Here is a 24,718-nt window from a genome sequence, read left to right as displayed (position 1 = left end):
CCATCAGACTCTCGTTAAAAGCGAATTGGCGCGATCGTGGCATTTGTTCTGGTCGTTGATACTGCGACCTTGCTAAAAACGTTACTGCAGAAGCAGCGCGGCGCGGCGTGCGGCCCAATGGCTCACGTGGCGCATGCGTTTGGTAAGTGAGAAGTCTCGCGATCGCGTCCATCATCTCCCTCTTTCAGCAGCGCCATGGACCTTTCTAAGGCTTACGACCTCACATCATTAGCGATCCTTCTTGATTGTTCCGCGAAGCAGCTTGGATACTACGTTTATAAGCGCGACCTCGCTACGCAATACAAGCAGTTTCAAATCAAAAAGAGGAGCGGAGGCGCTAGAATTATCAAGGCGCCTGCCACGAATCTCAAGATAATCCAGCGAAGCATTGTGCGTGAACTCGAGAGGCTTGTTCGCTTCAAGCCATGCGTTACCGGCTTTGTGAAGGGGCGCGACATAAAGCGGAATGCTGTGCTCCATGTAGGTCAGCGTCATGTACTGAACGTCGATCTTCAAGACTTTTTCAATACTATCAACTACGGTCGCGTCTATGGCTTGTTGACCAAGAAGCCCTACGGGATAGCACCAAAAGTCGCGGCGGCGATCGCTAAGGCTTGCACGCTCGATAATGCTCTTCCCCAGGGTGCCCCAACTTCACCGATCCTCTCGAACCTCATTTGCGCAAAAATGGACGCAGAGCTGAGTCGATATGCTCTTGCTAACAAGTGCATTTACACCCGCTACGCTGATGATTTGACGTTTTCGACTAATCGACAATTCATGCCGATGGCCGCGCTGAACCTCAACTCGGACGGGACACCGATCACTGAACTGGCAAGACCTCTTCGCGAAATAATCGAAGCTAATGGCTTCGTCATCAATGAGCGCAAAGTTCGGTTGTCGACTCGAGGTCGTCGTCAGGTCGTTACGGGCCTTGTCGTAAATGAGCGCGTCAACGTACGGCGCAGCGCGATCCGGGAAGCTCGAGCGTTGCTTCACGCTTGGAGGAAATTTGGCCTTGTAAAAGCGAGCAGCGTCTTCAACGAAAAATTCGGGGGAGCGGGACGAGACTTCGAGGCGGTAGTTCGTGGTAAGATTGGCTTTATTGGACAGATCCGAGGTCGACCCGACGAGTCATTCAAGAAGCTTGCGCTGGAGTTCAATAAGCTGACTGCCAACGGAAAGATTCGAACTGCGCTTAGCAGGTCCGAGATTGCTGCACAGGCCATATGGGTTATCGAGCATGACGGCGATTCTCAGGGAACCGCTTTCTTCCTGGACGGCGTAGGTATCGTTACATGTGCCCACTGCCTCGGTGAGAATCCTTTCATTTACCATCCTTCCGATCATACTAAGCGCTTCAAATTAAAGGTTAGGGCGGAGGATAAGCATCGGGACCTTGCTATTCTTTATGTTCCAGTCGAATTGGAGAATGTTGTCCCGCTCTCGGCATACAAGGGCGTCGCTCTGGCGAACGGTGCCGATGTCAGCCTGTGGGGATACCCAAACCATTTTGCTGCTACTCCCATACGTATGGAACGTGGCAAGCTCATTCGCTCGTTTGTGAAGAGCGCAGTTTCCTATTTGGAGATATCGCCCAAGATTATCGGCGGAAACAGTGGTGGTCCGGTCTTGAATGACGGCTATCAAGTAATTGGCATTGCCGCGGTTGGCTTTGGTGGTTCAACTAAGTTCACTGGTGTCGAATTCATGGCAGTTAACGGAATTGAGCTTTCGGCGCTGCTGAGTAAGTAAGAGCGGAACTATGGAAAGCAAAACAACTGCGCAAGATCATATTCAAGGCGTCGGCGCCATCGTAACAAACCTTCAAGCGCTGGAGACGGTCGTGAGATTATTTCTCGCGGCTGTGCACAACCAGCGGCTCAAGTTACCCGGTTTAGGCGACTAAACAGCAACGGAGACGTATCTTACGAACTTCCGTTCGATAGGCTCTCTCATTGACGAATACAACGGGCTCCTCAGCGAGGCCGAGGGAAAGTTTAGAGTTGACAGGAGTGTAGTCGATGTTCGCGACGCTTTTGCTCATGGCAGGCTGTTGAGTGTGGGAGAAATATATCCAGCGACGCTTTATAAGTTTGTCATCTCGAACGGCGGCGACGTTCCAATTCAGTCGCAACATGTGCTAACAAGGCATGGTTGGATGATGTGAGGCTCAAAGTGCACGGCGAGCAAATGAAGGTGGTTAATTGTCACAGGACTCGTGGATATGCCGGGTTCTGAGCGTTCAATAAGGCGCCTCGGGCTATCTCTGGCGTCATCGCTTTAAGCGGCATAGTTGGTCTGCCAAAGTCTTAGCAGACGCGACGCTCACGCCGCGACCGTCTTCCACAACTGCATCTCGATGCCGACCGCGGCCTTGACCTGCGGCCGTGCCTGGATGCGCGAGAGATAGTCTGCCAGTGACGGCCATTGCGCGACGTCGACGCCGGCGGCGCGGAGCAGCAGCAGGGCCCAGGCGAGGTGCGCGTCAGCAACCGTGAAGCGGTTCCCAACCAGGAATTCGCGGTGCGCCAGATGCGCTGCTGGCACCGACAAGGTCGGCCCGATCCGGGCGCGCGGTTTGGCAAGCGATGCGTCGTCCTTGTACCAGAAGGTCGGAAACAGGAATCCCTTGTGGATCTCCGTGCCGGTGAAACTCAGCCATTCCTGCAGGCGGTAGCGATCCGGATCGCCCGGCGGAGGCGCCAGGCCGAGTTCGGGCTTGCGGTCGGCGATGTATTGCAGCACCGCCGCGCTCTCGGTCAGCCGTTCGCCGTTCTCGAGCACCAGCACCGGCACTGCGCCCTTCGGTGCGACGGCGCGGAAGTCGCCATCGTCCTCGAGCACCTTCTTGGTCCAGAGCTGCACCATGCGATAGCGCGCCTCGATGCCGGCCTCCATCAATGCGATGCGGCTGGCGAGGGAGCAGGCCATCGGCGAGAAATAGAGCTCGAGCATGATGGTGGTCTCAGGCGAGCGCGTTGCCGCGGGCGATGATCGCGAAGCGGTCGGACAATTCGGCGAGCGCGACGTCGTGAATCAGCCTCGCCGCAATCGTGCCGCCCTTGCCGTCGGGCAGGTCGCGGGTGGCGCAGCTCTCGGCGTCGATCGTGGTGCGGAAGCCGAGATCGAGCGCGGCGCGCGCGGTCGAGCTCACGCACATATGGGTCATGAAGCCGGCGAGCACCAACTCCTTGCGGCCGGTCGCGGCCAGCTGCACATTGAGCTCGGTGCCGGCGAAGGCGTTCGGCAATTGCTTCTCGATCACGATCTCGCCGGGCCGCGGCTCGAGCTGCGCCACGATCGCGCCGCGCTCCGCGTCGCGATCGAACAGGCTGCCCGGCGCTCCCTTGTGCGCGATGTGGATGATCTTGGCGCCGCTTTCCCGTGCGCGACCGAGCAATGCGGTGGCGCGCGCAATCGCCGGGCTGGCGTCGGGCAGGGCCAAGGGACCTGCGAGATATTCGTTCTGGATGTCGATCAACACCAGGCAGGCATCGCCGAGGCGCGGCGGGGTGAGGTCGATACCGGCGAGCTGCATCAAGGTCTTGGCTGACGACATGGTCCAGGTCTCCATGAAATGGGTCGCGTGAAATATAGCCGTGGACCGGCCTGCCGTTATGCAGGGAGTTTGCAGCCGGTGGCTGCGTTATTGCAGGTGGTCAAGGCCGGATGTAGCCTGCCGAAATGAACTGGGACGACCTTCGGATCATCGCGGCGGTCAGGGACGAGGGCACCTATGCCGGCGCCAGCGCGCGGCTGCGCATCGACGAGACCACGGTCGGCCGCCGCCTGGCGCGGATCGAGCGCGCGCTTGGGCTCCGCCTGTTCGAGGCGGCCGACGGCGTCCGCAAGCCGACCCGGCAGTGCGACGTCGTGCTCGCACATATCCAGGCGATGGCCGTGCATGCCGAGGAGATCGGCCGGGTCGGCGACAGCCTGCCGGGCCCGGTCGGCCGGCTGCGCGTCGCCTCCACCAACGCGATCGCGGAGGAAGTGCTGGCGCCGCGCACCGGCGCATTGCTGCGCGCCAATCCGGGCCTCACGCTGCAATTCCTGACTTCGAGCGACAACGTCAAATTCTCGCGCTGGGAGGCCGATCTCGCCATCCGCCTGCGCAAGCCCGACAAGGGCGATTTCGCGATCTCGAAGCTTGGCGAAGTCAGGCTGTATTTCTTCGAGCCGGCCGCGACGTCGGCGGCAGACGCGGTGACTTGCGCCTATCCGGACGAACTCGGCGCAATTCCCGAGATGCAGTTCCTGCGCGCCAAGCGGCTTCGCGCGCGCTGCGTCACCGACAATGTCCGCATCATCCACAAGATCATCCAGTCGCATCAGGCGGTCGGCGTGCTGCCGGAGCATAGTTGCGCGGACCTTTTGACCGATCGCCGTCTGCGCGCCACGCTGCTACCGAAGCGGCGCGACGTCTGGCTGCTGGTGCAGAGCCATCTCAAGCGCGATGCGGCAACGCGCGTCACCATCGACTGGCTGCGCGGTTGCTTTCAGGATGTCGCGCGCAGCGGGTGAGGTGGAAACACTGTCATTCCGGGGCGCGCGTAGCGCGAGCCCGGAATCCATTCATCCAAGATGTCCGGCGGCAATTTCCGGATACAGATCGATCCACTGTGGGTTCTTCTCTTCGATCAACCTGATCTTCCAGTCGCGCCGCGACTTCTTCAATTCCTTCTCACGCGCGATCGCCGTCAGTACATCATCGTAGATCTCGAACCAGACAAGTTTGTCGACGGCGTATCGCTTGGTGAAGCCCTTGACCGTCTTGCTCTTGTGCTCGTGGACGCGGCGCACGACATCGTTGGTCACGCCGAGATAGAGCGTGCCATATTTGTCGCTTGCGAGCAGGTAGACGTAGTAGGCCATGAGCAAGCGGACCAATGGATTCCGGGCTCACGCTTCGCGTGCCCCGGAATGACGGAGACCCCAAAACAAAAACCCCGGCATCGCTGCCGGGGTTTTGCATTTCGTGGATTGCCTTGAGTGGCTGGACTTAGAAGTCCATGCCGCCCATGCCGCCGCCCGGAGGCATCGCGGGGCCGCCGGCGTTCTTCTTCGGCAGCTCGGCAACCATCGCTTCCGTGGTGATCAGCAGCGCGGCAACCGAGGCAGCGTTCTGGATCGCGGTGCGGACGACCTTGGTCGGGTCGATGATGCCCTTCTTGACGAGGTCGGCATAGTCGCCGGTCTGGGAGTCGAAGCCGTGATTGTAGGCCTTGTTCTCCAGGATCTTGCCGACGATCACCGAACCGTCTTCACCGGCGTTGATCGCGATCTGGCGAGCCGGAGCCGACAGCGCCTTGCGCACGATCTCGACGCCGGTCTTCTGGTCGTCGTTCTTGGTGCGCAGGCCCTTGAGCTGCTCGGAGGCACGGAGCAGGGCGACGCCGCCGCCCGGGACGATGCCTTCCTCGACAGCCGCGCGGGTCGCATGCATCGCGTCATCAACGCGATCCTTGCGCTCCTTCACCTCGACTTCGGTCGCGCCGCCGACGCGGATCACCGCGACGCCGCCTGCGAGCTTGGCGAGACGCTCCTGCAGCTTCTCACGGTCGTAGTCCGAGGTGGTTTCCTCGATCTGCGCCTTGATCTGGGCGACGCGGGCGTCGATGTCGGCCTTCTTGCCGGCGCCGTTGACGATCGTGGTGTTCTCCTTGTCGATCATCACCTTCTTGGCGCGACCGAGCATCTGCAGCGTGACGTTCTCGAGCTTGATGCCGAGGTCTTCCGAGATGGCCTGACCGCCGGTCAGGATCGCGATGTCCTGCAGCATGGCCTTGCGGCGATCGCCGAAGCCCGGAGCCTTGACGGCCGCGACCTTCAAGCCGCCACGCAGGCGGTTGACGACGAGGGTGGCGAGCGCTTCGCCTTCGACGTCTTCAGCGACGATGACCAGCGGCTTGCCGGTCTGCACCACGGCCTCGAGCAGCGGCAGCAGCTCGTTCAGCGAGGAGAGCTTCTTCTCGTTGATCAGGATGTAGGCGTCGTCCATCTCAACGCGCATCTTGTCGGCGTTGGTGACGAAGTAGGGCGAGATGTAGCCGCGGTCGAACTGCATGCCCTCGACGACGTCGAGCTCGGTCTCGAGCGACTTGGCTTCCTCGACCGTGATCACGCCCTCGTTGCCGACCTTCTTCATGGCGTCTGCGAGAAACTTGCCGATCTCGGCATCGCCGTTGGCCGAAATGGTGCCGACCTGGGCGATCTCCTCGTTCGAGGTGACCTTCTTCGAGTTCTTCTGCAAGTCCGCAACGACGGCTTCGACCGCGAGGTCGATACCGCGCTTCAGGTCCATCGGGTTCATGCCGGCGGCGACCGACTTGGCGCCTTCCTTCACGATCGCCTGGGCGAGCACGGTCGCCGTGGTGGTGCCGTCGCCGGCCGCGTCAGCGGACTTGGAGGCGACTTCGCGCACCATCTGGGCGCCCATGTTCTCGAACTTGTCCTCGAGCTCGATCTCCTTGGCGACGGTGACGCCGTCCTTGGTGATGCGGGGAGCGCCGAACGACTTCTCGAGCACGACGTTGCGGCCCTTCGGGCCGAGCGTGACCTTCACCGCGTTGGCGAGGATGTCGACGCCGCGCAGCATCTTGTCGCGCGCCTCGACGGAGAATTTGACTTCTTTAGCTGCCATCTGAGTTTTTCCTTGAGAGGTTTACCAGGGAGGGAGGGGGCGCTTAGGCCGCCTTCTTCTTGGAAGCGGGGACGTCGAGCACGCCCATGATGTCGCTTTCCTTCATGATCAGCAGGTCTTCGCCGTCGATCTTGACCTCGGTGCCCGACCACTTGCCGAACAGGACGCGATCGCCGACCTTGACGTCGATGGGGATCAGCTTGCCAGCTTCATCGCGGCCACCCGGGCCAACGGCGATGACTTCACCCTGCGAGGGCTTTTCCTTGGCACTGTCCGGAATGATGATGCCGCCAGCAGTCTTCTCTTCGGCGTCGATGCGCTTGACCACGACGCGGTCGTGAAGCGGACGGAATTTCATGCAGTCCTCCTAAATATTTGCGGATGCTGTAGAATTTTGGAGTGTTAGCAGTCCAGCCCAGCGAGTGCCAGACCGGCTGCGCAGGAGATAGGCCAAGCCGTGGCGGCGGGCAAGAGCCTCTAGCAGAAATTTTGGCACTCGCAGATGGTCGCTGCCAGGATCATTTCGGCATCCTTAATGGCGGCGCGAATCTCGTCGTTGCTATTAGCAGTTGCGGTAAGTTGCTGCTAACGCAAGAAATTTCAACAACCTATTAAACATTTGGGCTTGAGATGGGTTAGTCGCGTGCGTCACATTTCTCTCATGTGAGCGCATCCATTGCCGGTGGTCCGGCGGGGAAGGTCGGCCACCATGTGAATGCGCTCCGTCACAGGAGGTTGGCATGGTCTCGCGAGTTGGTGGGGTTGTTTCCGACGATTTCCGGAAGCAGTTGTTGGGGTATGGGCTGACGACGGCGCAAATCCTTTATCGGATGCCGGATCATCCCTCGTTGCTGCAGACCTATGTCTGGCAGAACTACGACCTGTTTCCGAAATTTCCGGCGCTGCAGGATTTCCTCTCTTTCTGGCAGCAGAAGCTCGAGGGCCCGCTGTTCGCGGTGACGGTGGCGCATTCCAAGCTGGTCAAGCCGGCCGAGCTGCGCGCGGTGGACGGCGTGTTCCGGCTGAATTGATCCGCTGAGGGGGCAAGGCAAGGGGGAAGGCGCGGTGCGCGCCTTTGCCCACCGCGCGCGGCGCGACTTGTGTTAGCTTCCCGTCCGCCAGAACAAGACGGGAGGCGAACAATGGCCAAGAAGACGGCATCGAGATCCGCAGCCAAGACCGCGGTGAAGAAGAAATGGTCGGGGCTTGGCGGCGGCGCCAAGAAGACGTCCGCGCGCAAGACGATCAAGTCCAAGGGCCGCGTCTCGGCGGCCAAGAAGAGCACACCGAAGGCAGCGACGAAGGCACGGCCCAAACAGCGCATCGCCATCAGCCATCACCGCGAAGAGGACTTCAAGGCCGATGGGCTGCGCGCCTACGCCAAGTACCGCGACCTCGGCATATCAGCCGCCTCGCATGGCCTCGCCCAGGCGCATGTGATCCGGCTGCAGGGCCCGTGCAATCCGGATGAGGTGTCGAAGCTGCACTTCCACGACGTCGACTTCCAGATGGTCTATGTGCTCAAGGGCTGGGTGAAGACCTACATGGAAGGCGAGGGTGAGACGCTGATGAAGCAAGGCAGCGCCTGGACCCAGCCGCCGCGCATCCGGCACATGATCCTGGACTATTCCGACGACGTCGAACTGCTGGAGGTGATCCTGCCGGCGGAGTTCAAGACGGTGGAGCTGAAGGCGTAGTCTCGATGTCATTCCGGGCTCGATGCTTCGCATCGCCCCGGAATGACGACTACGTCGTCACGTCATCGCCCCCACGATCGCCCCCATCAAGCACGTCGTCAGCGTCCCCGAGACGATCGACTTCAGCCCGAGCGCGTTGATCTCGTCGCGCCGGGTCGGCGCCATGATGCCGAGGCCGCCGATCATGATGCCGAGGCTCGCAAAGTTGGCAAAACCGCACATCGCGTAGAGCATGATCAGGCGCGAGCGCGGATCGAGCGCGTCGGGGCCGAGCTTCGACAAATCGACATAGGCAATCAGCTCGTTCAGCACGGTCTTGGTGCCCATCAGGCTGCCCGCCGTGATCGCCTGCGGCCAGGGCAGGCCCATCAGCCAGCACACCGGCGCCATGACGTAGCCGAGCAGGCGTTGCAGTGAGATCTTCGCGCCGCCGATTTCCGGCAGCAGGCCGACGATCTTGTTGGCGAGATACACCAGTGCGACCAGCACCAGCAGCATCGCGATGATGTTCATCAGGAGCTCGAGCCCGGCGGCCGTGCCCTTGACGATGGCATCCATCGTCGATGACACCTGGATATCGGGATCGTCGAGCGATCCGCCGGTGCGCGTGTCCGAGGTTTCCGGCACCATGATCAGGCTGACCAGAATGGCGGCCGGCGCGCCGAGCACCGAGGCGATGACGAAATGCGCGGCCGCATCGGGGATCAGCGGCGCCAGCAGCGTCGCGTACAGCACCAGCACGGTGCCGGCGATCCCGGCCATGCCGCCGGTCATCACCAGAAACAATTCGCTGCGGCTGAGCTGCGCCAGATAGGGGCGGATGAACAGCGGCGCTTCCACCATGCCGAGGAAGATGTTGGCTGCGGTCGAGAGCCCGACCGCGCCGCCGACGCCGAGCGTGCGCTCCAGCAGCCAGGCCATGCCGCGCACGATCGGCGGCAGCACGCGCCAATAGAACAGCAGCGTCGTCAGCACGCTCATGACCAGCACGATCGGTAGCGCCTGGAAGGCGAGGATGAAATCCGAGCCGGGTGCCTTCGGATCGAACGGCGCCGGGCCGCCGCCGACATAGCCGAACACGAAGGCGGTGCCGGCGCGCGTCGCGGCGGCGATGGTGCCGACGGCATCGTTGATCACGCCGAAGGCCTGCGTCACCAGCGGCACCTTGATCAACACCAGCGCGGTCACGACTGTCACCGCGAGCCCGATCGCCGCCTGCCGCAGCGACACCATCCTGCGGTTCTCGCTCAACACCCAGGCGATCACGAGCAACGCCACCACGCCGAACGCCGATTGCAACTGCAGCATCACGCCCCCAAGAACCCGCATGCGATTATGGGCAGGGGCCTCGCGCAGCGCAATGCTGTTGCGCATTAGAGCGTTTTCCAGCGAAGTGGATTACCGGTTCGCGTGAAGAAAACGCGTCAAATCAGGAGTCCAGAGCCCCGTTCCGACTTTTCGGAACGGGGCTCTGACCATCCTCTCCATTGACAAGTTGCAGGCGCTCGGCCACGCAATCATCCATGTCCTCCGCCACGCCGGCCGGCGCCCGCGATCTGCTCGGCCACCGACCATTCCTGTTCTTCCTGTTGTCGCGCAGCCTGTCGCGCTTCTCCAGCCAGATCGGCGCGGTGGCGATCGGCTGGCAGATCTATGATCTCACCGGCAGCGCATTCGACCTCGGCATGGTCGGACTGGTGCAGTTCCTGCCGACCGCATTGCTGGTGTTCGTCGCCGGTCATGCCGCCGATCGTTTCGAGCGCAAGCGCGTGGTGCAGGCCTGCCAGTTCGCGGAAGCGCTGACCGCATTGTTTCTCGCCGGAAGCACCTTTGCCGGCACCATCTCCGAAATCCAGATCTTCGTTGCGACTTTCGTGCTGGGAATCGCCGGTGCGTTCGAGAGCCCGGCGACCGCCGCGGTGTTGCCGCTGATCGCGCCGCAGGGTTCGCTACAGCGGGCGACCGCGATATCGAGCGGCGCGGCGCAGGTCGCGACCATCACCGGCCCTGCGCTCGGCGGCTTCGCCTATGCGCTGATGCCGAGCGCGCCTTACGGCATCATGATGGTGTTCTGGCTGTTCGGCGCGTTGCTGACCGGCGGTATCGGCCGGCTGCAGCAGGCGCCGGTGAAGAACGGCGGATCGTCGGACGATCTGTTTGCCGGCGTCACCTTCGTGCGCAGCAATCCGGCGATCCTCGGCACCATCTCGCTCGACCTGTTCGCGGTGCTGTTCGGCGGCGTCACCGCGCTGTTGCCGATCTATGCACGCGACATCCTGCAAACCGGTCCGCTGGGCCTCGGTGTATTGCGCGCCGCGCCCGCGGTGGGCGCGCTGCTGATGACCATGGTGCTGGCGCGGCACACCATCAACCGTCGCGTCGGATTAAGGATGTTCCAGTCCGTGATCGTGTTCGGCGTCGCGACGGTGGTGTTCGGGCTGTCGCACTGGATGTGGCTGTCGGCGCTGGCGCTCGCGGTGCTCGGCGCGGCCGACACGATCAGCGTCGTGATCCGCTTCTCGCTGGTGCAGCTCGCCACCCCCGACGAGATGCGCGGCCGCGTCGGCGCGGTCAATTTCCTGTTCATCAACGCCTCGAACCAGCTCGGCCAGTTCGAGAGCGGCGTCACCGCGGCGCTGCTCGGCGCCGTGCCGTCAGCCGTGCTAGGCGGCGTCGCCACGGTCGCAGTCGCGCTGCTCTGGATGAAGCTGTTCCCGACGCTGCGGGATGTGGAGAAGCTGGAGTAGGGGCCTTACCTCGCCCCGCCTGCGGGGAGAGGTCGACGCGAAGCGGCGGGTGAGGGGCACTCTCCGCGAATTCGTCTTTCACCGTCCGCTTGGAGGCTTCCCTGGATCCCGATCGGGGAAGACTATTTCGGAATAATGGAAAACTACCGCTGATTTGCCCGACGTGTCAAGGCGCCCGGTCGGACGCCGGCAGCCGCCGGCTCCTTTGCATGGGGTTGTTTTCGATATTTTGACAGCGCGCCCCTGCGAGGCCATAGCCGGGACCTGCCCGGCCATGGCCTGCCGCACGCGGGGAGCAGGGGACGATCAGCCCCGCCCCACGAACGGCATCTTGGTCGCCATGACCGTCATGAACAGCACGTTGGCGTCGAGCGGCAGGCCGGCCATGTAGGCGACGGCATCGCCGACAGCCTTGGCGTCCATGCGCGGCTCGTGCTTGGTGGTGCCGTCCGGCTGCAGCACGCCGGGGCCGTTGACCATGCGGTCGGTCATCGGGGTCGCGGCATTGCCGATGTCGACCTGGCCGACCGCGATGTCGTACATCCGGCCGTCGAGGTTGGAGGCCTTGGTCAGGCCGGTGATGGCGTGCTTGGTCGAGGTGTAGGCCGCCGAGAACGGCCGCGGCGCATGCGCCGAGATCGAGCCGTTATTGATGATGCGGCCGCCGCGCGGCGTCTGGTCCTTCATGATGCGGAAGGCGTGCTGGGTGCACAGGAATGGCGCGGTGAGGTTGGTGTTGACGACGGCCTGCCACTGCTCGAGCGGCAGGTCCTCGAAATTGACCGGGGGCGCGCCCATGCCGGCGTTGTTGAACAGCACGTCGAGCCGGCCGTAGGTCGCCTTCACCTTATCGAACAGCGCGGCGATCGCGGCCGGGTTGGCCATGTCGGCCGAGACGCACAGGCTCTTGCCGGCGGGGCCGAGCTTGGCGGTCTCTTCCAGCATCTCGATGCGGCGGCCGGCGAGCACCACGGTGTAGCCCTTGTCCATCAAAGCGAGCGATGCCGCGCGTCCGACGCCGGTGCCGGCGCCGGTGACGAGTGCGATCTTGCTGGTTGCTTCGGTCATCTCCGAGTTTCCTCTTACTTGGTTTTTGCTTCGGTTTCGTTCTTGTAGGGCGGGCGTGGAATGTTCTGGTGCGCCGCGCGGAGCGCCGCCGACCAGCGCGAGCGCAGATCGTGGAAATAGGGCTCGCCGGCCTCGATACGGTGGTTGAGGTCGGCCTCGCAGACGTCGGTGCGCACCACCAGCACGTCGATCGGCAGGCCGACGCCGAGGTTGGAGCGCATCGTCGAATCCATCGAGATCAGGCCGGTCTTGAGCGCCTCATAGAGCTCGACATCGTAATGCATGGCGCGGTCGAGCACCGGCTTGCCGTATTTGTGCTCGCCGATTTGCAAATAGGGCGTGTCGGTGGTGCATTCGATGAAGTTGCCCGCGGTGTAGACCATGAACAGGCGCATCCGCGAGCCCTTGATCTGGCCACCGAACAGGAACGAGACGTCGAACGAGATATCCTCCGAACGCAGCGCCTCGCCCTCGGTGGCATGCACTGAGCGGATGGCGCGGCCGATCCGCTGCGCCGCCTGGAACATGGTCGGCGCATTCATCAGCGTCTCGAGCTCGCCGGTGTGCGGGTCTTCCATACCCTCGGTCAGGGTCGACAGCACCGACTGGCTGATCGCCAGATTGCCGGCGCTGGCGATCGCCATGATGCGCTCGCCGGGCTTTTCGAAGATGTGCAGCTTGCGGAACGTCGAGACGTTGTCGAGGCCGGCATTGGTGCGGGTATCGGCGATCATGACGAGGCCGTCGCGCACCAGAATTCCGCAGCAATAGGTCATTTCCAGTCCCCAAACGGTCCGAGTTTATCGGCGCCAAACGTGTAGCCAATTTCGAGGTCGCATCCAACCCCAATTCCCCGTGACGGACATTGCTGCGGCCGGTCAAAGTGGCGGGTCCGGATCGCGGAGACGGCCCGCAGGGGCCTGTTCCTGTGACCACGGTTCGGAGTTTGGAGCGCTATCGCTCTGCGCTGTGCGCAGCCGGCAATGATCCGGATTCGCTGTCATTGCGAGGCACCTGACCTTGTGGTCGACTGCCCGCAACCGACAACAACAAGAATTCCGGGAGGCGAGAATGTCGTTCAAATTGGCCGCGTGCATCATGGCGTTGGGCGTCGCGGCAATCGCCGCAAGCCCTGCGTCGGCGCAGAAGAAGGGCGGCACGCTGCGGCTCTATCACAACGACAACCCACCCTCGACTTCGCTGCTCGAGGAATCCACCATCGCCTCGGTGCTGCCGTTCGCGGCCGTGTTCAACAACCTCGTGGTGTTCGATCCGGCCAAGGTGCACGAATCGATCGACACCGTGATCCCCGATCTCGCCGAGAGCTGGTCGTGGGACCAGACCAACACCAAGCTCACCTTCAAGCTGCGTCAGGGCGTGAAATGGCATGACGGCCAACCGTTCACGGCCAAGGATGTGCAATGCACCTGGCGGATGCTGACCGGCAAGAGCGAAACTCAGGACTTCAAGCGCAATCCGCGCAAGGTCTGGTACTCGAAGCTCAGGGATGTCAGCGTCAACGGCGAGGATGAGGCGACCTTCGAGCTGACCGAACCGCAGCCCGGCCTGTTGGCGCTGCTCGCCAGCGCCTTCTCGGTGGTCTATCCCTGCCACGTGCCGCAGCAGGTGATGCGTACCAAGCCTGTCGGCACCGGACCGTTCAGGTTCGTCGAGTTCCGGCGCGGAGACTCCATCCGTTTGGTGCGTAACCCCGACTACTTCAAGAAGGACAGGCCGTATCTCGACGAGATCACGGTGCGCTCGATCGACAGCCGCGCCACCCGCATGCTGGCGTTTGCGACCGGCGATTACGACATCACCTTTCCGTCCGACGTCAGCATTCCCCTGATGAAGGACGTCAAGGCGCGGGCGCCGAACGCGATCTGCGAGATGACCTCGACCAATCTGCAGATCAATCTTCTGGTCAACCGGGTCAATCCGCCGTTCGACGATCCGGAGATCCGCAAGGCGATGTCGCTGGCGCTCGATCGCAAGGCCTTCAACTCCATCCTGTTCGAGGGCAGCGGGCGGCTCGGCGGCGCGATGCAGGCCAAGCCCGAAGGCGAGTGGGGCATGCCGCAGGAGATATTGTCGACGCTGATGGGCTATGGCCCCGATACCGAGAAGAATCTTGCCGACGCGCAGGTGATCATGCAGAAGCTCGGCTACAGCGACGCCAAGCCGCTGTCGATCAAGATCCAGACCCGCAATTTGCCGACCTATCGGGACCCGGCCGTGATCCTCGCCGACCAGCTCAAGAAGATCTACATCGTCGCCGAGCTCGATATCCTGGATACGCCGCGCTGGTACTCGCGGCTACAGCGCAAGGACTACACCATCGGCCTCAACGTCACCGGCGTCAGCGTCGACGATCCCGACGGTAACCTGGTCGAGAACTATTCCTGCAACTCGGAGCGCAACTACACCCAGTACTGCAACGCCGAGGTCGACAAGCTGCTCGCCGCGCAGTCGCGTGAGGTCGACAAGGACAAGCGGCGCAAGATCGTGTTCGACATCGAGCACCTCTTGGTCGACGATGCCGCGCGGCCGGTCATCCTGCACTCATCGGCCGGCAATTGCTGGCAGCCTTACGTGAAGAACTTTCATCCGCACGACAACAGCCAGTACAACAATCTGCGCTTCGAGGATGTCTGGCTGGACAAGTGACGCAGTGCTGGGCCGTTACGTCTCCTGGCTTCGTCCTGCCGGTGCATCGACGAGGAACGCTTCATCCACCGGCACGCCGAGCGCGGTGACCAGTCGGTTGGTCTCGGCGGCCATGCCGACGATCGCCAGCATTTCCTGGTACTCGGCGTCGGTCATGCCCTTGGCGCGGGCAGCCGCGGTGTGCGAATGGATGCAGTAGCTGCAGCCGTGAGCCACCGAGACCGCGACATAGAGCATCTCCTTGACCTTCGGGTCGAGCGCGCCGGGGGCCATCACTTCCTTGATGCTCTCCCAGGTCCGCCGCAAGGTCTTCGGATCATGCGCGAGCGCGCGCCAGAAATTGTTGACGAAGTCCGACTTCCGCGCCGCACGGATGTCGTCGAACACGGCGCGTGCCTCGGGCGAGAGTTCGTCGTCGGAGAGCAGTTTGACGGTTGCCATGGTGTGTCCCGATGGTTCGGATGAAGCGGCAGCAATGATAGCATGCTCGTATCTTACGATCGTCATTCCGGGGCGCGCCTCTTGGCGCGAGCCCGGAATCCATTTCTCCGCATAGTTGGTGGCATCATGGATTCCGGGCTCTCGCTGCGTGAGCCCCGAAATGACGGAGAAAGTGTGGGACCTTACGACTGCGTCTGGCTCTGCCACTGCCCGGGGCGGCCGGCCTGGTCGACCTTGACCGCGACCGTCAGCGTTTCGTTGCCGCCGCCATAACGGGTGCCGCGGACCGGCGCGGCGCCGAGATAGTCGAGACCGATGGCGACACGGGCATGGGCGTCGGTGGTGCAGATGCCGTTGGCGGCGTCGAAGCCGATCCAGCCGAGGTCGGGCACGAAGGCCTCGGCCCAGGCGTGGCCGGCCTGCTGGTTCACCATGCCGTCGGAGCGCAGGAAGTGGCCGGACACGAACCGCGCCGGAACGCCGCCGGCACGCGCGCAGGCGATCAGGATGTGCGCGTAGTCCTGACAGACGCCGCGCTTCAGCGCGAACGCCTCCGACGCCGACGTGGTGCTGTTGGTCGGGTCCTCGTCGAAGGTCATGTGCTCGTAGACCTGCACCATGAGCGCGTGCAGGAAGCCGAGCACGTCGCTGCCGGCTTCCGCGCGCATTTCGCGCACGAAGGCCGTCATCGCCGGGTTGAGGTCGGTCAGTGGCGTCGGGCGCAGGAACAGGCTCGGCGGAAACCGCTCGTCGGTGCCCTTGAGCACGCCGCCGGTGTCATGGGTCTCGACCAGGCCCTCGCAATGGATGGTGAGGTCGCTGATCGACCCATGTGTCAGCACATGGGTGACGTTGCCGAAAGCGTCTTCGTGGGTGTCGAGCCGTGAATCGGTCGAGACGTCGATCTGCCAATCCGCGACATACTGGCCGTCATGGCTGCCCGGCGTCATCCGCAGAATCTGGATCACGCCCGAGGCCGCCGGCTCGTAGCGATAGGTGGTGGTATGGGCTATCCGCAGGCGCATGGCTCAACCGGAGTTCAGTCGGTTTTGAGGGCAGGGGCGTGATGCCCGGTGCTTTCCCGGGCACTCCCGTCTTTCTTCCTAATCGGCCGCGAAAGCAAGACGTCGATGGCCGGGATCAGGTCCGCCATGACGACAATTTGAGCAGTTTTCCGGCCGTATCGGTCAGATCAGATACTGCTTGGTGATGATCTCACCCAGCCGTGAGTTGTCCGCGATGAACTCCTGGATGAATTCGTGCACGCCGTGCTGGAAGATATCATCCATGTTGCTGTGCTCGAGCCGGTTCCGGATGCCGCGGGCGTGGCGCTGGGAGGCGCCCTGGCGGCCATAGGCGACGCCGATCTGGTCCAGATTGCGCACCAGATTGCTGTAGCAGCTCGCAAGCGACCGCGGCAGCGTGTCGTTGAGGATCAGGAGGTCGGCGATCAGCCAGGGTTTGAGGGTTTCCCGGTAGACCCAGTGATAGGCTGTCGTTGCCGACACCGAGCGCAGGATCGAGGTCCACTGGTAGTAATCCAGCGGGCCGCCGACGTGTTCTTCCTCCGGCAGCAGCACGTGATATTTGACGTCGAGAATCCGTGCGGTGTTGTCGGCGCGCTCGAGGTGGACGCCGAGCCGCGAGAACCAGTAGGCGTCGTTGCGCAGCATGGTGCGGTAGGCCGAGCCATCGAAGCGCAATGAGGTCTCCTGCACGAAGCGCAGGAATTTTGCCAGCTCCTCGCGGCTGCCGGTGCCGCCCTTGCTCCAGACCGCCTGCAGCTCGATCCAGGAGGAGTTGATGGTGTCCCACATCTCCGAGGTCAGCGCGGTTCGTACCGAGCGCGAGTTGAGCCGCGCCGCCTCGATGCAGTTCTTGATCGAGGAGGGGTTCTCCGAGGAGAACGACAGATACTCGACGACGTTCTGCTGGTTGGCTTCCTGGTAGTGATCGTAGAAGCTCGCGCCGACGCCTGCCGTGAGCAGCGCGGAGTCCCACTCATTGGTCTTGCCGACATAGGCCGCAGGCAGCGCGGTGACGCGGAGCGTGGCGTCGATCGTGCGCGCGAGGTACTCGGCGCGTTCGACGTAACGGGCCAGCCAGAACAGGTTTTCAGCGGTGCGCGACAGCATGCGTTCAACTACTCGCTCAGTATCCAGGTGTCCTTGGTGCCGCCGCCCTGGCTCGAATTGACCACCAGCGAGCCTTCCTTCAGCGCGACGCGGGTCAGCCCGCCGGGCACGATGGTGGTGTGGCTGGAGCCGGTCAGCACGAAGGGACGAAGGTCGACATGGCGCGGCGCGAGGCCCTTGTCGGTGCAGGTCGGGCAGGTCGACAGCGCCAATGTGGGCTGGGCGATAAAGCCCTCCGGCTCGCGCTTCAGCTTGTCGCGGAACGCCTCGATGGTCGCCTTGGTGGCGGCCGGGCCGATCAGCATGCCGTAGCCGCCCGAGCCGTGCACCTCCTTGACGACGAGGTCGGCGAGGTTGTCGAGCACGTAGGACAGATCCTGCGGTTCGCGGCAGCGCCAGGTCTGCACGTTCTTCAGGATCGGCTCCTCGCTGAGATAGAACTTCACGATGTCAGGCATGTAGGAATAGATCGCCTTGTCGTCGGCGATGCCGGTGCCGACTGCGTTGGCGAGCGTGATGTTGCCGGCGGCATAGGCCGACATCAGTCCGGGCACGCCGAGCGCGGAATCCGGCCGGAAGGTGAGGGGATCGAGGAAATCGTCGTCGACGCGGCGATAGATCACGTCGACCCGCTTCAGCCCCTCGGTGGTGCGCATGAACACCTCGTCGTTCTTGACGATGAGGTCGCGCCCCTCGACCAGCTCGATGCCGAGCTTGTCGGCCAGGAACGAGTGCTCGTAATAGGCCGAGTTGTAGACGCCGGGCGTCATCAGTGCGACCGTCGGTTCAGCCGAGGCGCTGTGCGGGGCGACCGAGCGCAGCGCCGACAGCAGCTCGTCTGGATAGCGCTCAACGGGAGCGACGCGGTGGCGCGCGAACAGGTCCGGAAACAGCCGCATCATGATCTCGCGGTTTTCCAGCATGTAAGAGACGCCGGACGGCGTGCGCGCATTGTCCTCCAGCACGATGAAATTGTCGGGATCGGTGCGGATGATGTCGATGCCGGCGATGTGGACGTAGATGTCGTGCGGCACGTCCTGGCCGTTCATCTCCGGCCGGAACACCGGGTTCTGGAAGATCAGGTCCTCGGGGATGATGTTGGCGCGCAGGATGTCGCGGCCGTGATAGATGTCCTTCAGGAACATGTTGAGCGCGAGCACGCGCTGTTTCAGGCCCTTCTCCAGCAGCGTCCACTCGTTCGCCGATATGATGCGGGGAATGACGTCGAACGGGATCAGCCGTTCCTGGGCCTCGGAATCGCCGTAGACCGCGAAGGTGATGCCGATCCGGCGGAACAAGAGCTCCGCTTCCTGGCGCCGATATTCGAGCGCGTCCGGCGGCGTCTCGTTGAGCCAGCGGGAGAGCTCCTGGTAGGCCGGGCGGAGATCCTCGCCGAGGCCGTTCATCTCATCGAACGCGACTGCCATATATCCCGACTGCCCTCCCAAGCCATGTGACACAGTGCATGACTTGATGGGATGGTAGCAAGGGGCGGGCCAGCGCGATATGCATTGGCGTGTGGCATTTGCTAGGGATAGCCAGGAGGCCTGCCCGAAAAACCGGCTGAGGTCTGCTTAATTCGGCGGCAAAACCCCGTGACATCAAGGCATTGGATCGGCAATGTCAGGGGATCAAGTTAGGGCAAGTGTTAGGGAATGAGACCATGAGCGAGATCGTCACGGCGGGGATATTGGTGATCGGCGACGAGATCCTGTCCGGCCGGACCAAGGACAAGAACATCGGCTTCATCGCCGAATACCTGACCAATATCGGCATCGACCTGAAGGAGGTCCGCGTCGTCGCCGACGACGAGGCCGACATCATCTCCGCCCTTGATGCGCTGCGGCACAGGTACACCTACGTGTTCACGACCGGCGGCATCGGGCCGACCCATGACGACATCACCGCCGACAGCGTGGCGAAGGCGTTCGGGGTCGATATCCACCATCACCCTGAGGTGGTGGCGCGGTTCAGGGAGCGCTGGAGCGAACAGGACCTCAACGAGGCGCGGCTGCGGATGGCCCGGGTGCCCGACGGCGCCGAGCTGATTCAGAGCGCGACCATCCTGGCGCCGGGCTTCAAGCTCGGCAATGTCATCGTGATGGCCGGCATCCCCACCATCATGCAGGCGATGATGGACATCGTGGCGCCGACCCTGAAATCCGGCGTGCGGATGCTGTCGGATTCGGTCCGCGCCGACGCGCGGGAAGGCGACATCGGCGGCCCGCTGCGGGCGATCGCGGAAGCCAATCCCGACACCATCATCGGCAGCTATCCGTTCCAGGACGAGAACCAGAAGCCGAACACCAATCTGGTGGTGCGCTCGCGCGATCCGGACAAGCTTGCGGCCGCGATGGCCGCAGTAAAAGAGATGTTGAAGCAGGTACAGGCCGCGCAGAAGAAGCCGGCGGGTTGAGACGATATGGTCGAGAAAATTTCTGAACCGAATGCGCAGGATCGGGCCGGCAGGCCGTTCCCGGTCTCGTGGGATCAATTCCACCGGGATTGCCGGGCGTTGACCTGGCGGCTCAATGAAGTCGGACCGTTCCATGCGGTGATCGCGATCACCCGCGGCGGGCTGGTGCCGGCGGCGATCGTGGCGCGCGAGCTCGGCTTGCGGATCATCGATACGGTCTGCATCGCGAGCTACGACCATGACAAGCAAGGCGACCTGCAAGTGCTCAAGGGCATTTCGGAGCAGACCGCCAAGCTCGGCGGCGGCACCGGCAAGGGACTGTTGATCGTCGACGACCTTGTCGACACCGGCAAGACCGGCAGGATGGTGCGCGAGATGCTGCCCGACGCGCATTTCGCCACGGTCTACGCCAAGCCGAAGGGGCGGCCGTTGGTCGACACCTACATCACCGAGGTGTCGCAGGACACCTGGATTTTCTTCCCCTGGGACACCGCGCTGTCGTTCCAGCCGCCGATCAAGGATGGGGCGGCCTAGCGAGTCACCTCGCCCCGCGCGCGGGGAGAGGTCGGATTGCATGCAGCGCAGCGGAATGCAATCCGGGTGAGGGGGACCCACCACGAGTCCAATTCTCACCGACCTTGCGGAACGCCCCCCTCATCCCGACCTTCTCCCCGCAAGCGGGGAGAAGGAGAAGAAAATGCCCCTGCAAAACCGCGTCACACCGACAGGCGAGATCGTCGCGTCAGAGCATCGCGGCACCTTCACCGGCAATCGCGGCATCATCCACGACCCCGCGACACGGACGCTTCTGAACAAGCGGTGGTCGTCGCCGGCGTGGCTCACTTGCGTCTGCGAGTTCAGGGGACGGCGGCGCGAGGTGATGCGCCGGCAGAGCTGGACCGAGCTGTTCTTCCTTGACGAAGCCACCTCGTTCGCGGCCGGGCACCGGCCCTGCTTTTACTGCCGCCGTGACGACGCCGACCGGTTTCGCGCCGCCTGGGAGCAGGGCAACGGGGCGAGTGATCTCAGCGCCAAGGCGATGGATGCGGTGCTGCATTCCGAGCGGCTGGATCGCCGGAAGAAGCGGCTGCATCCGTTGCCGGTGCCGGTGAACGAACTGCCTGATGGCACGATGGTGCAAGCGAACGGGGAGAGCTATCTCGTCTCCAAGGGAAAAGTGCTGCGGTGGTCCTTTGCCGGTTACGAGCGCGCCGAGGGGGCTGCGCCCGCGATGCTGCTGACGCCGCCGTCGACCGTCCGTGCATTTCAGGCCGGCTATCGGCCGGCGTTGCATCCGAGCGCGGCGGTCGCGCTCGGCTGAACCGCCGGCATCCCTACGCGAGCCGTTGCCGTGCCAGTTTGGCGCCGGCACCGAGCGCGATCAGCTTGGCTTCGGCGATGTCCCGCCGCATCGGCGCCATGCCGCAATTGGTGGTCGCGATGATGTTGCCTTTCGGCACATGCTTGGCGACCGCCTCGATCACCTTGACGACATCCTCAGGGGTTTCAATCTCGTCGCTGGCGACGTCGATCACGCCGGCCTGCACGATCTTGCCGGGGAGCGCCGCGAGCAGCTCGATCGGCACCTTCGAGTTGCGGCACTCGATCGCGACCTGCTGGATCGTGCTCTTGTCGATGACCGGGAAGGTCTCCTCATACTGCCGCCATTCGCCGCCGAGGGTTTCTTTCCAATCGGTGTTGGCCTTGATGCCGTAGCCGTAGCAGATGTGCACGGCGGTGGCGCAGGTGAGGCCCTCGGCGGCGTGCTCCAGCGCCTTGATGCCCCAGTCGCGCACCTGGTCCATGTAGACATTGAAGGCCGGCTCGTCGAACTGGATCATGTCGACGCCGTCGGCCTGCAACGCCTTGGCTTCCTGGTTCAACAGCTCCGCGAAGGCGAACGCCATCTTGACGCGGTCGCCGTAATATTGGTCGGCGATGGTGTCGATGATCGTCATCGGGCCGGGCAACGTGAATTTCAGCCGGTTTCGGGTGTGGGCGCGCGCCGCTCGCGCCTCGTTCTCATGGACGCGGCCCTTGAGCTGCAGCGGCGCGACCACCTGCGGCACCATGGCTTTGTAGCGATCCTTGCGGATGCCCATCTCGACCTTGTGGGCGAAGTCGATACCCTCGATCCGCTCCAGGAAACCATGCACGAAGTGCTGACGCGCCTGCTCGCCCTCGGTGACGATGTCGACGCCGGCATCCTCCTGCAGCTTGACCGCGAGCACCGTGGCGTCGCGCTTGGCGCGGGCGAGCTCGGCGCCATCAGACTTCCAGGGGGCCCACAGCATGTTCGGCTCCGCGAGCCATTCCGGCTTCGGCAGCGAGCCTGCGATCGTGGTTGGAAACAGCATGGGTGCCTCCCGATGGGTTCTGATTGAGCGCCTGTTTGCCATGTCCTAGAGTGGAGGTACAGAACAACAAAAGTCCTTGTGATGGGGAAGTGGACGCCGATGATCGACCTGCACTACGCGCCGACGCCGAACGGCTGGAAGATTTCGATCATGCTGGAGGAACTGGGGCTCCCGTACACGGTGATCCCGGTGAACATCCGCGCCGGCGAGCAGTTTCGGGCGGAATTCCTGGCGATCAGCCCGAACAACCGGATCCCCGCGATCGTCGACCATGAGCCATCCGACGGCGGCGGTCCGTTCTCGGTGTTCGAGACCGGCGCGATCCTGATCTATCTCGCCGACAAGACCGGCCGCTTCCTGCCGAGGGAGCTGCGTGCGCGGTCGAACGTCATCCAATGGGTGATGTGGCAGATGGGCGGCCTCGGGCCGATGCTCGGTCAGCACGGCCATTTTGCGCTCTATGCGGCCGAGAAAATTCCCTATGCGATCGAGCGCTACCGCGACGAAACAGCGCGGCTCTATGGCGTGCTCGACCGGCAGCTCGGCAAGACCGGCGCCTATGTCGCCGGCGACGATTATTCGATTGCCGACATAGCCTGCTTTCCCTGGACCATGACCCACAAGGCGCAGGGCTTCACCCTCGACGACTACCCGAACATCAAGCGCTGGTACGCGACGGTGCGCGCCCGGCCGCAGGTGCAGGCGGGACTTGCGATCGGCAAATTCGTCAAGGAGCCGTTCGACGAGGAATCGCGCAAGAACATGTTCGGCCAGCGTGCAAAGGAGCTGGTCGAGAAAAAATAACGTCCGTTATTCCGCGGCGCGACACGGTCGCGATGCCCGCGCCTTGCGGCGCATCGCGGAATGACGACAATGGATGCGGAAAAGACAAAGGGAAACGCCATGATCGAATTCTTCTTCGACTGTTCCAGTCCGTGGACCTATCTCGCGTGGCACAACATCCAGCCGCTGGCGAAGGAGTTCGACGCTGACATCACCTGGCGGCCGATCCTGGTCGGCGGCATCTTCAACACCGTCAATCCCTCGGTCTATGCGCAGCGTGAAACGCCGGTGCCGCTGAAGGCGCGCTACATGAAGAAGGATCTCGCCGACTGGGCGCGTTCGGCCGGTCTTGCGATCAAGATGCCGCCGACGGTGTTTCCGGTGAACAGCGTCAAGGCGATGCGCGGCTGCATCTGGCTCGGCAACGAGAAGATGGTACCCTTTGCCCGCGCCGTATTCGAGGCCTATTGGGGCGACGACAAGGACATTTCGCAGGATGCGGTGCTGACCGAGATCTGCGGCAAGGTCGGGATCGATCCCGCAAAGTTTTTTGCCGGCATCGGCGATCAAGCCATCAAGGACCAGCTCAAGGCCAACACCGAAGAGGCCGTGGCGCGCGGCGCATTCGGCTCACCCACGATCTATCTCGACAAAACCGACATTTATTTCGGCAATGACCGCCTGCCGCTGATCCGCGAGGCCCTGGCGCGTCTCAAGGCGCGAGCCGCCTGATGCCGAAAGCCGTTGTCTGCCGCGAGCTCGGCCCGCCCGAGCGCCTGCAATTGGAGAGCTTTGCGTCGGTGCCGCTGAAGCCGGGCGAGGCGCGCGTGGCGATCCGTGCCGCCGGGATCAATTTCCCCGACATCCTGATGGCTGCCGGCGAGTATCAGCTCAAGCCGCCGCTGCCGTTCACGCCGGGCTCGGAAGCAGCCGGCGATGTCGTCGAGGTCAATGAAGCTGCCGGTGTCGCAGTCGGCGACAAGGTGATCGTCAAGATGCGCTTCGGCGCCTATTGCGACGAGACGGTTGCTGTGCCGGCGCAGCTCGTGCCGGTGCCGTCGACCTTCGACTATGCCGAGGGCGCGACTTTCCTGGCCGCGCACGGTACGGCCTATCACGCGCTGATCGACCGCGGGCAGATCAGGCCGGGCGAGGTGCTGCTGGTGCACGGCGCCGGCGGCGGTGTCGGGCTGGCCGCGGTCGAGATCGGCAAGCTGCTCGGCGCCACGGTGATCGCGGCGGCCTCATCCGAGGAGAAGCTTGCGATCGCCAGGGAACGCGGCGCGGATCATCTCGTGCTCTACGCGCGTGAGCCGTTCCGCGATGCGGTCAAGCGCCTCACCGACGGCCGCGGCGCCGACGTGGTGTTCGATCCTGTCGGCGGAGAGGTGTTCGAAAACTCGATGCGCTGCATCAACTGGGGCGCGCGGATTCTCGTCGTCGGCTTCACCGGCGGCATCGGGCTGGCCCGCACCAATCTGTTGATGATCAAGGGCGCGAGCGTGCTCGGCGTTCGCGCCGGCGAGGCGGTGCGCAAGGACCCCGCGCTCGGCGAGGTCAGGTTCAAGGCGCTGAGCGAATGGGCGGAGGCCGGCCGGGTGCGGCCGAACATCTCACACCGGCTGCCGCTGGAGGACTACGCGAAGGCGATGCGGCTGTTGATCGAGCGCAAGGCGATCGGGCGGGTGGCGCTGATGATGCAATAATTCGGCATTGCGAACGAAGCGAAGCAATCCATGCTGCCGGATATGCGGAGCGATG

Annotated in this window: 25 protein-coding genes; 12 read left to right on the top strand and 13 right to left on the bottom strand. The window is 63.2% G+C overall.

The window, feature by feature from the left end; genetic code table 11:
* Nucleotides 1–195: 195 nt before the first annotated feature.
* Complete coding sequence (locus JQ507_20900) at nt 196–1,755, top strand: trypsin-like peptidase domain-containing protein (protein ID QRI67433.1); 1,560 nt, start codon at nt 196–198, stop codon at nt 1,753–1,755.
* Between the two features lie 573 nt (nt 1,756–2,328).
* Here JQ507_20900 and JQ507_20895 read toward each other — a convergent pair.
* Entirely contained in the window at nt 2,329–2,958 is a 630-nt protein-coding gene (locus JQ507_20895; GenBank protein QRI67432.1) for a glutathione S-transferase N-terminal domain-containing protein, read from the bottom strand.
* Nucleotides 2,959–2,968: 10 nt separating this feature from the next.
* Nucleotides 2,969–3,562: a cysteine hydrolase gene (locus tag JQ507_20890; GenBank protein ID QRI67431.1), complete on the bottom strand. Its 594-nt coding sequence runs from the start codon at nt 3,560–3,562 to the stop codon at nt 2,969–2,971.
* A gap of 125 nt (nt 3,563–3,687) precedes the next feature.
* Here JQ507_20890 and JQ507_20885 point away from each other — a divergent pair, with 125 nt between their 5' ends.
* Nucleotides 3,688–4,527 (top strand): LysR family transcriptional regulator, encoded by an 840-nt coding sequence (locus JQ507_20885; GenBank protein QRI67430.1) that lies wholly within the window; start codon nt 3,688–3,690, stop codon nt 4,525–4,527.
* A gap of 51 nt (nt 4,528–4,578) precedes the next feature.
* On the opposite strand, the gene JQ507_20880 is transcribed toward JQ507_20885, so the two are convergent.
* The 3 genes from JQ507_20880 to groES all read right to left on the bottom strand — a co-directional run bounded on the left by JQ507_20880 (nt 4,579) and on the right by groES (nt 7,004).
* Nucleotides 4,579–4,878: a GIY-YIG nuclease family protein gene (locus tag JQ507_20880; protein QRI67429.1), complete on the bottom strand. Its 300-nt coding sequence runs from the start codon at nt 4,876–4,878 to the stop codon at nt 4,579–4,581.
* Nucleotides 4,879–5,005: 127 nt separating this feature from the next.
* Complete coding sequence (gene groL, locus JQ507_20875; protein QRI67428.1) at nt 5,006–6,646, bottom strand: chaperonin GroEL; 1,641 nt, start codon at nt 6,644–6,646, stop codon at nt 5,006–5,008.
* Nucleotides 6,647–6,689: 43 nt separating this feature from the next.
* Nucleotides 6,690–7,004: a co-chaperone GroES gene (groES, locus tag JQ507_20870; protein QRI67427.1), complete on the bottom strand. Its 315-nt coding sequence runs from the start codon at nt 7,002–7,004 to the stop codon at nt 6,690–6,692.
* A gap of 382 nt (nt 7,005–7,386) precedes the next feature.
* Here groES and JQ507_20865 point away from each other — a divergent pair, with 382 nt between their 5' ends.
* Together JQ507_20865 and JQ507_20860 are read left to right on the top strand one after the other, a co-directional pair.
* The gene (locus tag JQ507_20865) at nt 7,387–7,677 is read left to right on the top strand and encodes an usg protein (GenBank protein ID QRI67426.1); all 291 of its coding nucleotides are present in this window, start codon (nt 7,387–7,389) and stop codon (nt 7,675–7,677) included.
* 111 nt (nt 7,678–7,788) lie between these two features.
* Nucleotides 7,789–8,343 (top strand): cupin, encoded by a 555-nt coding sequence (locus JQ507_20860; GenBank protein ID QRI67425.1) that lies wholly within the window; start codon nt 7,789–7,791, stop codon nt 8,341–8,343.
* A gap of 57 nt (nt 8,344–8,400) precedes the next feature.
* On the opposite strand, the gene JQ507_20855 is transcribed toward JQ507_20860, so the two are convergent.
* Nucleotides 8,401–9,651 (bottom strand): nucleoside:proton symporter, encoded by a 1,251-nt coding sequence (locus JQ507_20855; protein QRI73442.1) that lies wholly within the window; start codon nt 9,649–9,651, stop codon nt 8,401–8,403.
* 215 nt (nt 9,652–9,866) lie between these two features.
* On the opposite strand from JQ507_20855, the gene JQ507_20850 reads away from it, so the two are divergent.
* Complete coding sequence (locus JQ507_20850; protein QRI67424.1) at nt 9,867–11,090, top strand: MFS transporter; 1,224 nt, start codon at nt 9,867–9,869, stop codon at nt 11,088–11,090.
* 306 nt (nt 11,091–11,396) lie between these two features.
* Here the strand turns inward: JQ507_20850 and JQ507_20845 are convergent, their stop codons facing one another.
* Nucleotides 11,397–12,158, bottom strand: coding sequence for an SDR family oxidoreductase (locus JQ507_20845; GenBank protein ID QRI67423.1), 762 nt, complete (start codon nt 12,156–12,158; stop codon nt 11,397–11,399).
* Between the two features lie 14 nt (nt 12,159–12,172).
* Nucleotides 12,173–12,934, bottom strand: a complete 762-nt coding sequence (locus JQ507_20840) for a proteasome-type protease (protein QRI67422.1) — start codon at nt 12,932–12,934, stop codon at nt 12,173–12,175.
* Between the two features lie 295 nt (nt 12,935–13,229).
* Here JQ507_20840 and JQ507_20835 point away from each other — a divergent pair, with 295 nt between their 5' ends.
* A complete protein-coding gene (locus JQ507_20835) occupies nt 13,230–14,825 on the top strand; it encodes a peptide ABC transporter substrate-binding protein (GenBank protein QRI67421.1) in 1,596 nt (531 codons plus the stop codon).
* Nucleotides 14,826–14,840: 15 nt separating this feature from the next.
* Here JQ507_20835 and JQ507_20830 read toward each other — a convergent pair whose 3' ends face one another.
* The 4 genes from JQ507_20830 to JQ507_20815 form a co-directional block, all read right to left on the bottom strand.
* Nucleotides 14,841–15,266 carry a carboxymuconolactone decarboxylase family protein gene (locus JQ507_20830; GenBank protein QRI67420.1) on the bottom strand — a complete coding sequence of 142 codons (426 nt, stop codon included), beginning with the start codon at nt 15,264–15,266 and terminating at the stop codon, nt 14,841–14,843.
* Between the two features lie 182 nt (nt 15,267–15,448).
* Nucleotides 15,449–16,291, bottom strand: coding sequence for a transglutaminase family protein (locus tag JQ507_20825; protein ID QRI67419.1), 843 nt, complete (start codon nt 16,289–16,291; stop codon nt 15,449–15,451).
* A 162-nt stretch (nt 16,292–16,453) separates the two neighbouring features.
* On the bottom strand, nt 16,454–17,401 hold the full coding sequence (locus tag JQ507_20820; GenBank protein ID QRI67418.1) for an alpha-E domain-containing protein: 948 nt from the start codon (nt 17,399–17,401) through the stop codon (nt 16,454–16,456).
* A gap of 8 nt (nt 17,402–17,409) precedes the next feature.
* Nucleotides 17,410–18,828 (bottom strand): circularly permuted type 2 ATP-grasp protein, encoded by a 1,419-nt coding sequence (locus JQ507_20815; GenBank protein QRI67417.1) that lies wholly within the window; start codon nt 18,826–18,828, stop codon nt 17,410–17,412.
* Nucleotides 18,829–19,064: 236 nt separating this feature from the next.
* Here JQ507_20815 and JQ507_20810 point away from each other — a divergent pair, with 236 nt between their 5' ends.
* The 3 genes from JQ507_20810 (at nt 19,065) to JQ507_20800 (ending at nt 21,138) form a co-directional block, all read left to right on the top strand.
* Nucleotides 19,065–19,817 (top strand): competence/damage-inducible protein A, encoded by a 753-nt coding sequence (locus JQ507_20810; GenBank protein QRI67416.1) that lies wholly within the window; start codon nt 19,065–19,067, stop codon nt 19,815–19,817.
* Nucleotides 19,818–19,823: 6 nt separating this feature from the next.
* A complete protein-coding gene (gene gpt / locus JQ507_20805) occupies nt 19,824–20,351 on the top strand; it encodes a xanthine phosphoribosyltransferase (protein ID QRI67415.1) in 528 nt (175 codons plus the stop codon).
* 163 nt (nt 20,352–20,514) lie between these two features.
* Entirely contained in the window at nt 20,515–21,138 is a 624-nt protein-coding gene (locus tag JQ507_20800) for a hypothetical protein (protein QRI67414.1), read from the top strand.
* A 13-nt stretch (nt 21,139–21,151) separates the two neighbouring features.
* On the opposite strand, the gene JQ507_20795 is transcribed toward JQ507_20800, so the two are convergent.
* The gene (locus JQ507_20795; protein ID QRI67413.1) at nt 21,152–22,174 is read right to left on the bottom strand and encodes a methionine synthase; all 1,023 of its coding nucleotides are present in this window, start codon (nt 22,172–22,174) and stop codon (nt 21,152–21,154) included.
* A 99-nt stretch (nt 22,175–22,273) separates the two neighbouring features.
* Between JQ507_20795 and JQ507_20790 the strand changes: the two genes are divergently transcribed.
* From JQ507_20790 to JQ507_20780, 3 genes are all read left to right on the top strand, one after another.
* Nucleotides 22,274–22,978 carry a glutathione S-transferase family protein gene (locus tag JQ507_20790; GenBank protein QRI73441.1) on the top strand — a complete coding sequence of 235 codons (705 nt, stop codon included), beginning with the start codon at nt 22,274–22,276 and terminating at the stop codon, nt 22,976–22,978.
* 99 nt (nt 22,979–23,077) lie between these two features.
* Nucleotides 23,078–23,689 (top strand): 2-hydroxychromene-2-carboxylate isomerase, encoded by a 612-nt coding sequence (locus tag JQ507_20785; GenBank protein ID QRI67412.1) that lies wholly within the window; start codon nt 23,078–23,080, stop codon nt 23,687–23,689.
* The gene (locus JQ507_20780) at nt 23,689–24,663 is read left to right on the top strand and encodes an NADPH:quinone oxidoreductase family protein (GenBank protein QRI67411.1); all 975 of its coding nucleotides are present in this window, start codon (nt 23,689–23,691) and stop codon (nt 24,661–24,663) included. Before JQ507_20785 ends, JQ507_20780 begins: the two co-directional genes overlap by 1 nt.
* The last annotated feature ends 55 nt before the right edge of the window (nt 24,664–24,718 follow it).

This window comes from Bradyrhizobium sp. PSBB068, assembly GCA_016839165.1.
Taxonomy (GTDB): Bacteria; Pseudomonadota; Alphaproteobacteria; order Rhizobiales; family Xanthobacteraceae; genus Bradyrhizobium.
The sequence above is the reverse complement of the archived record's forward strand: the minus strand, read 5'-3'. Positions and strand labels throughout refer to the sequence as shown.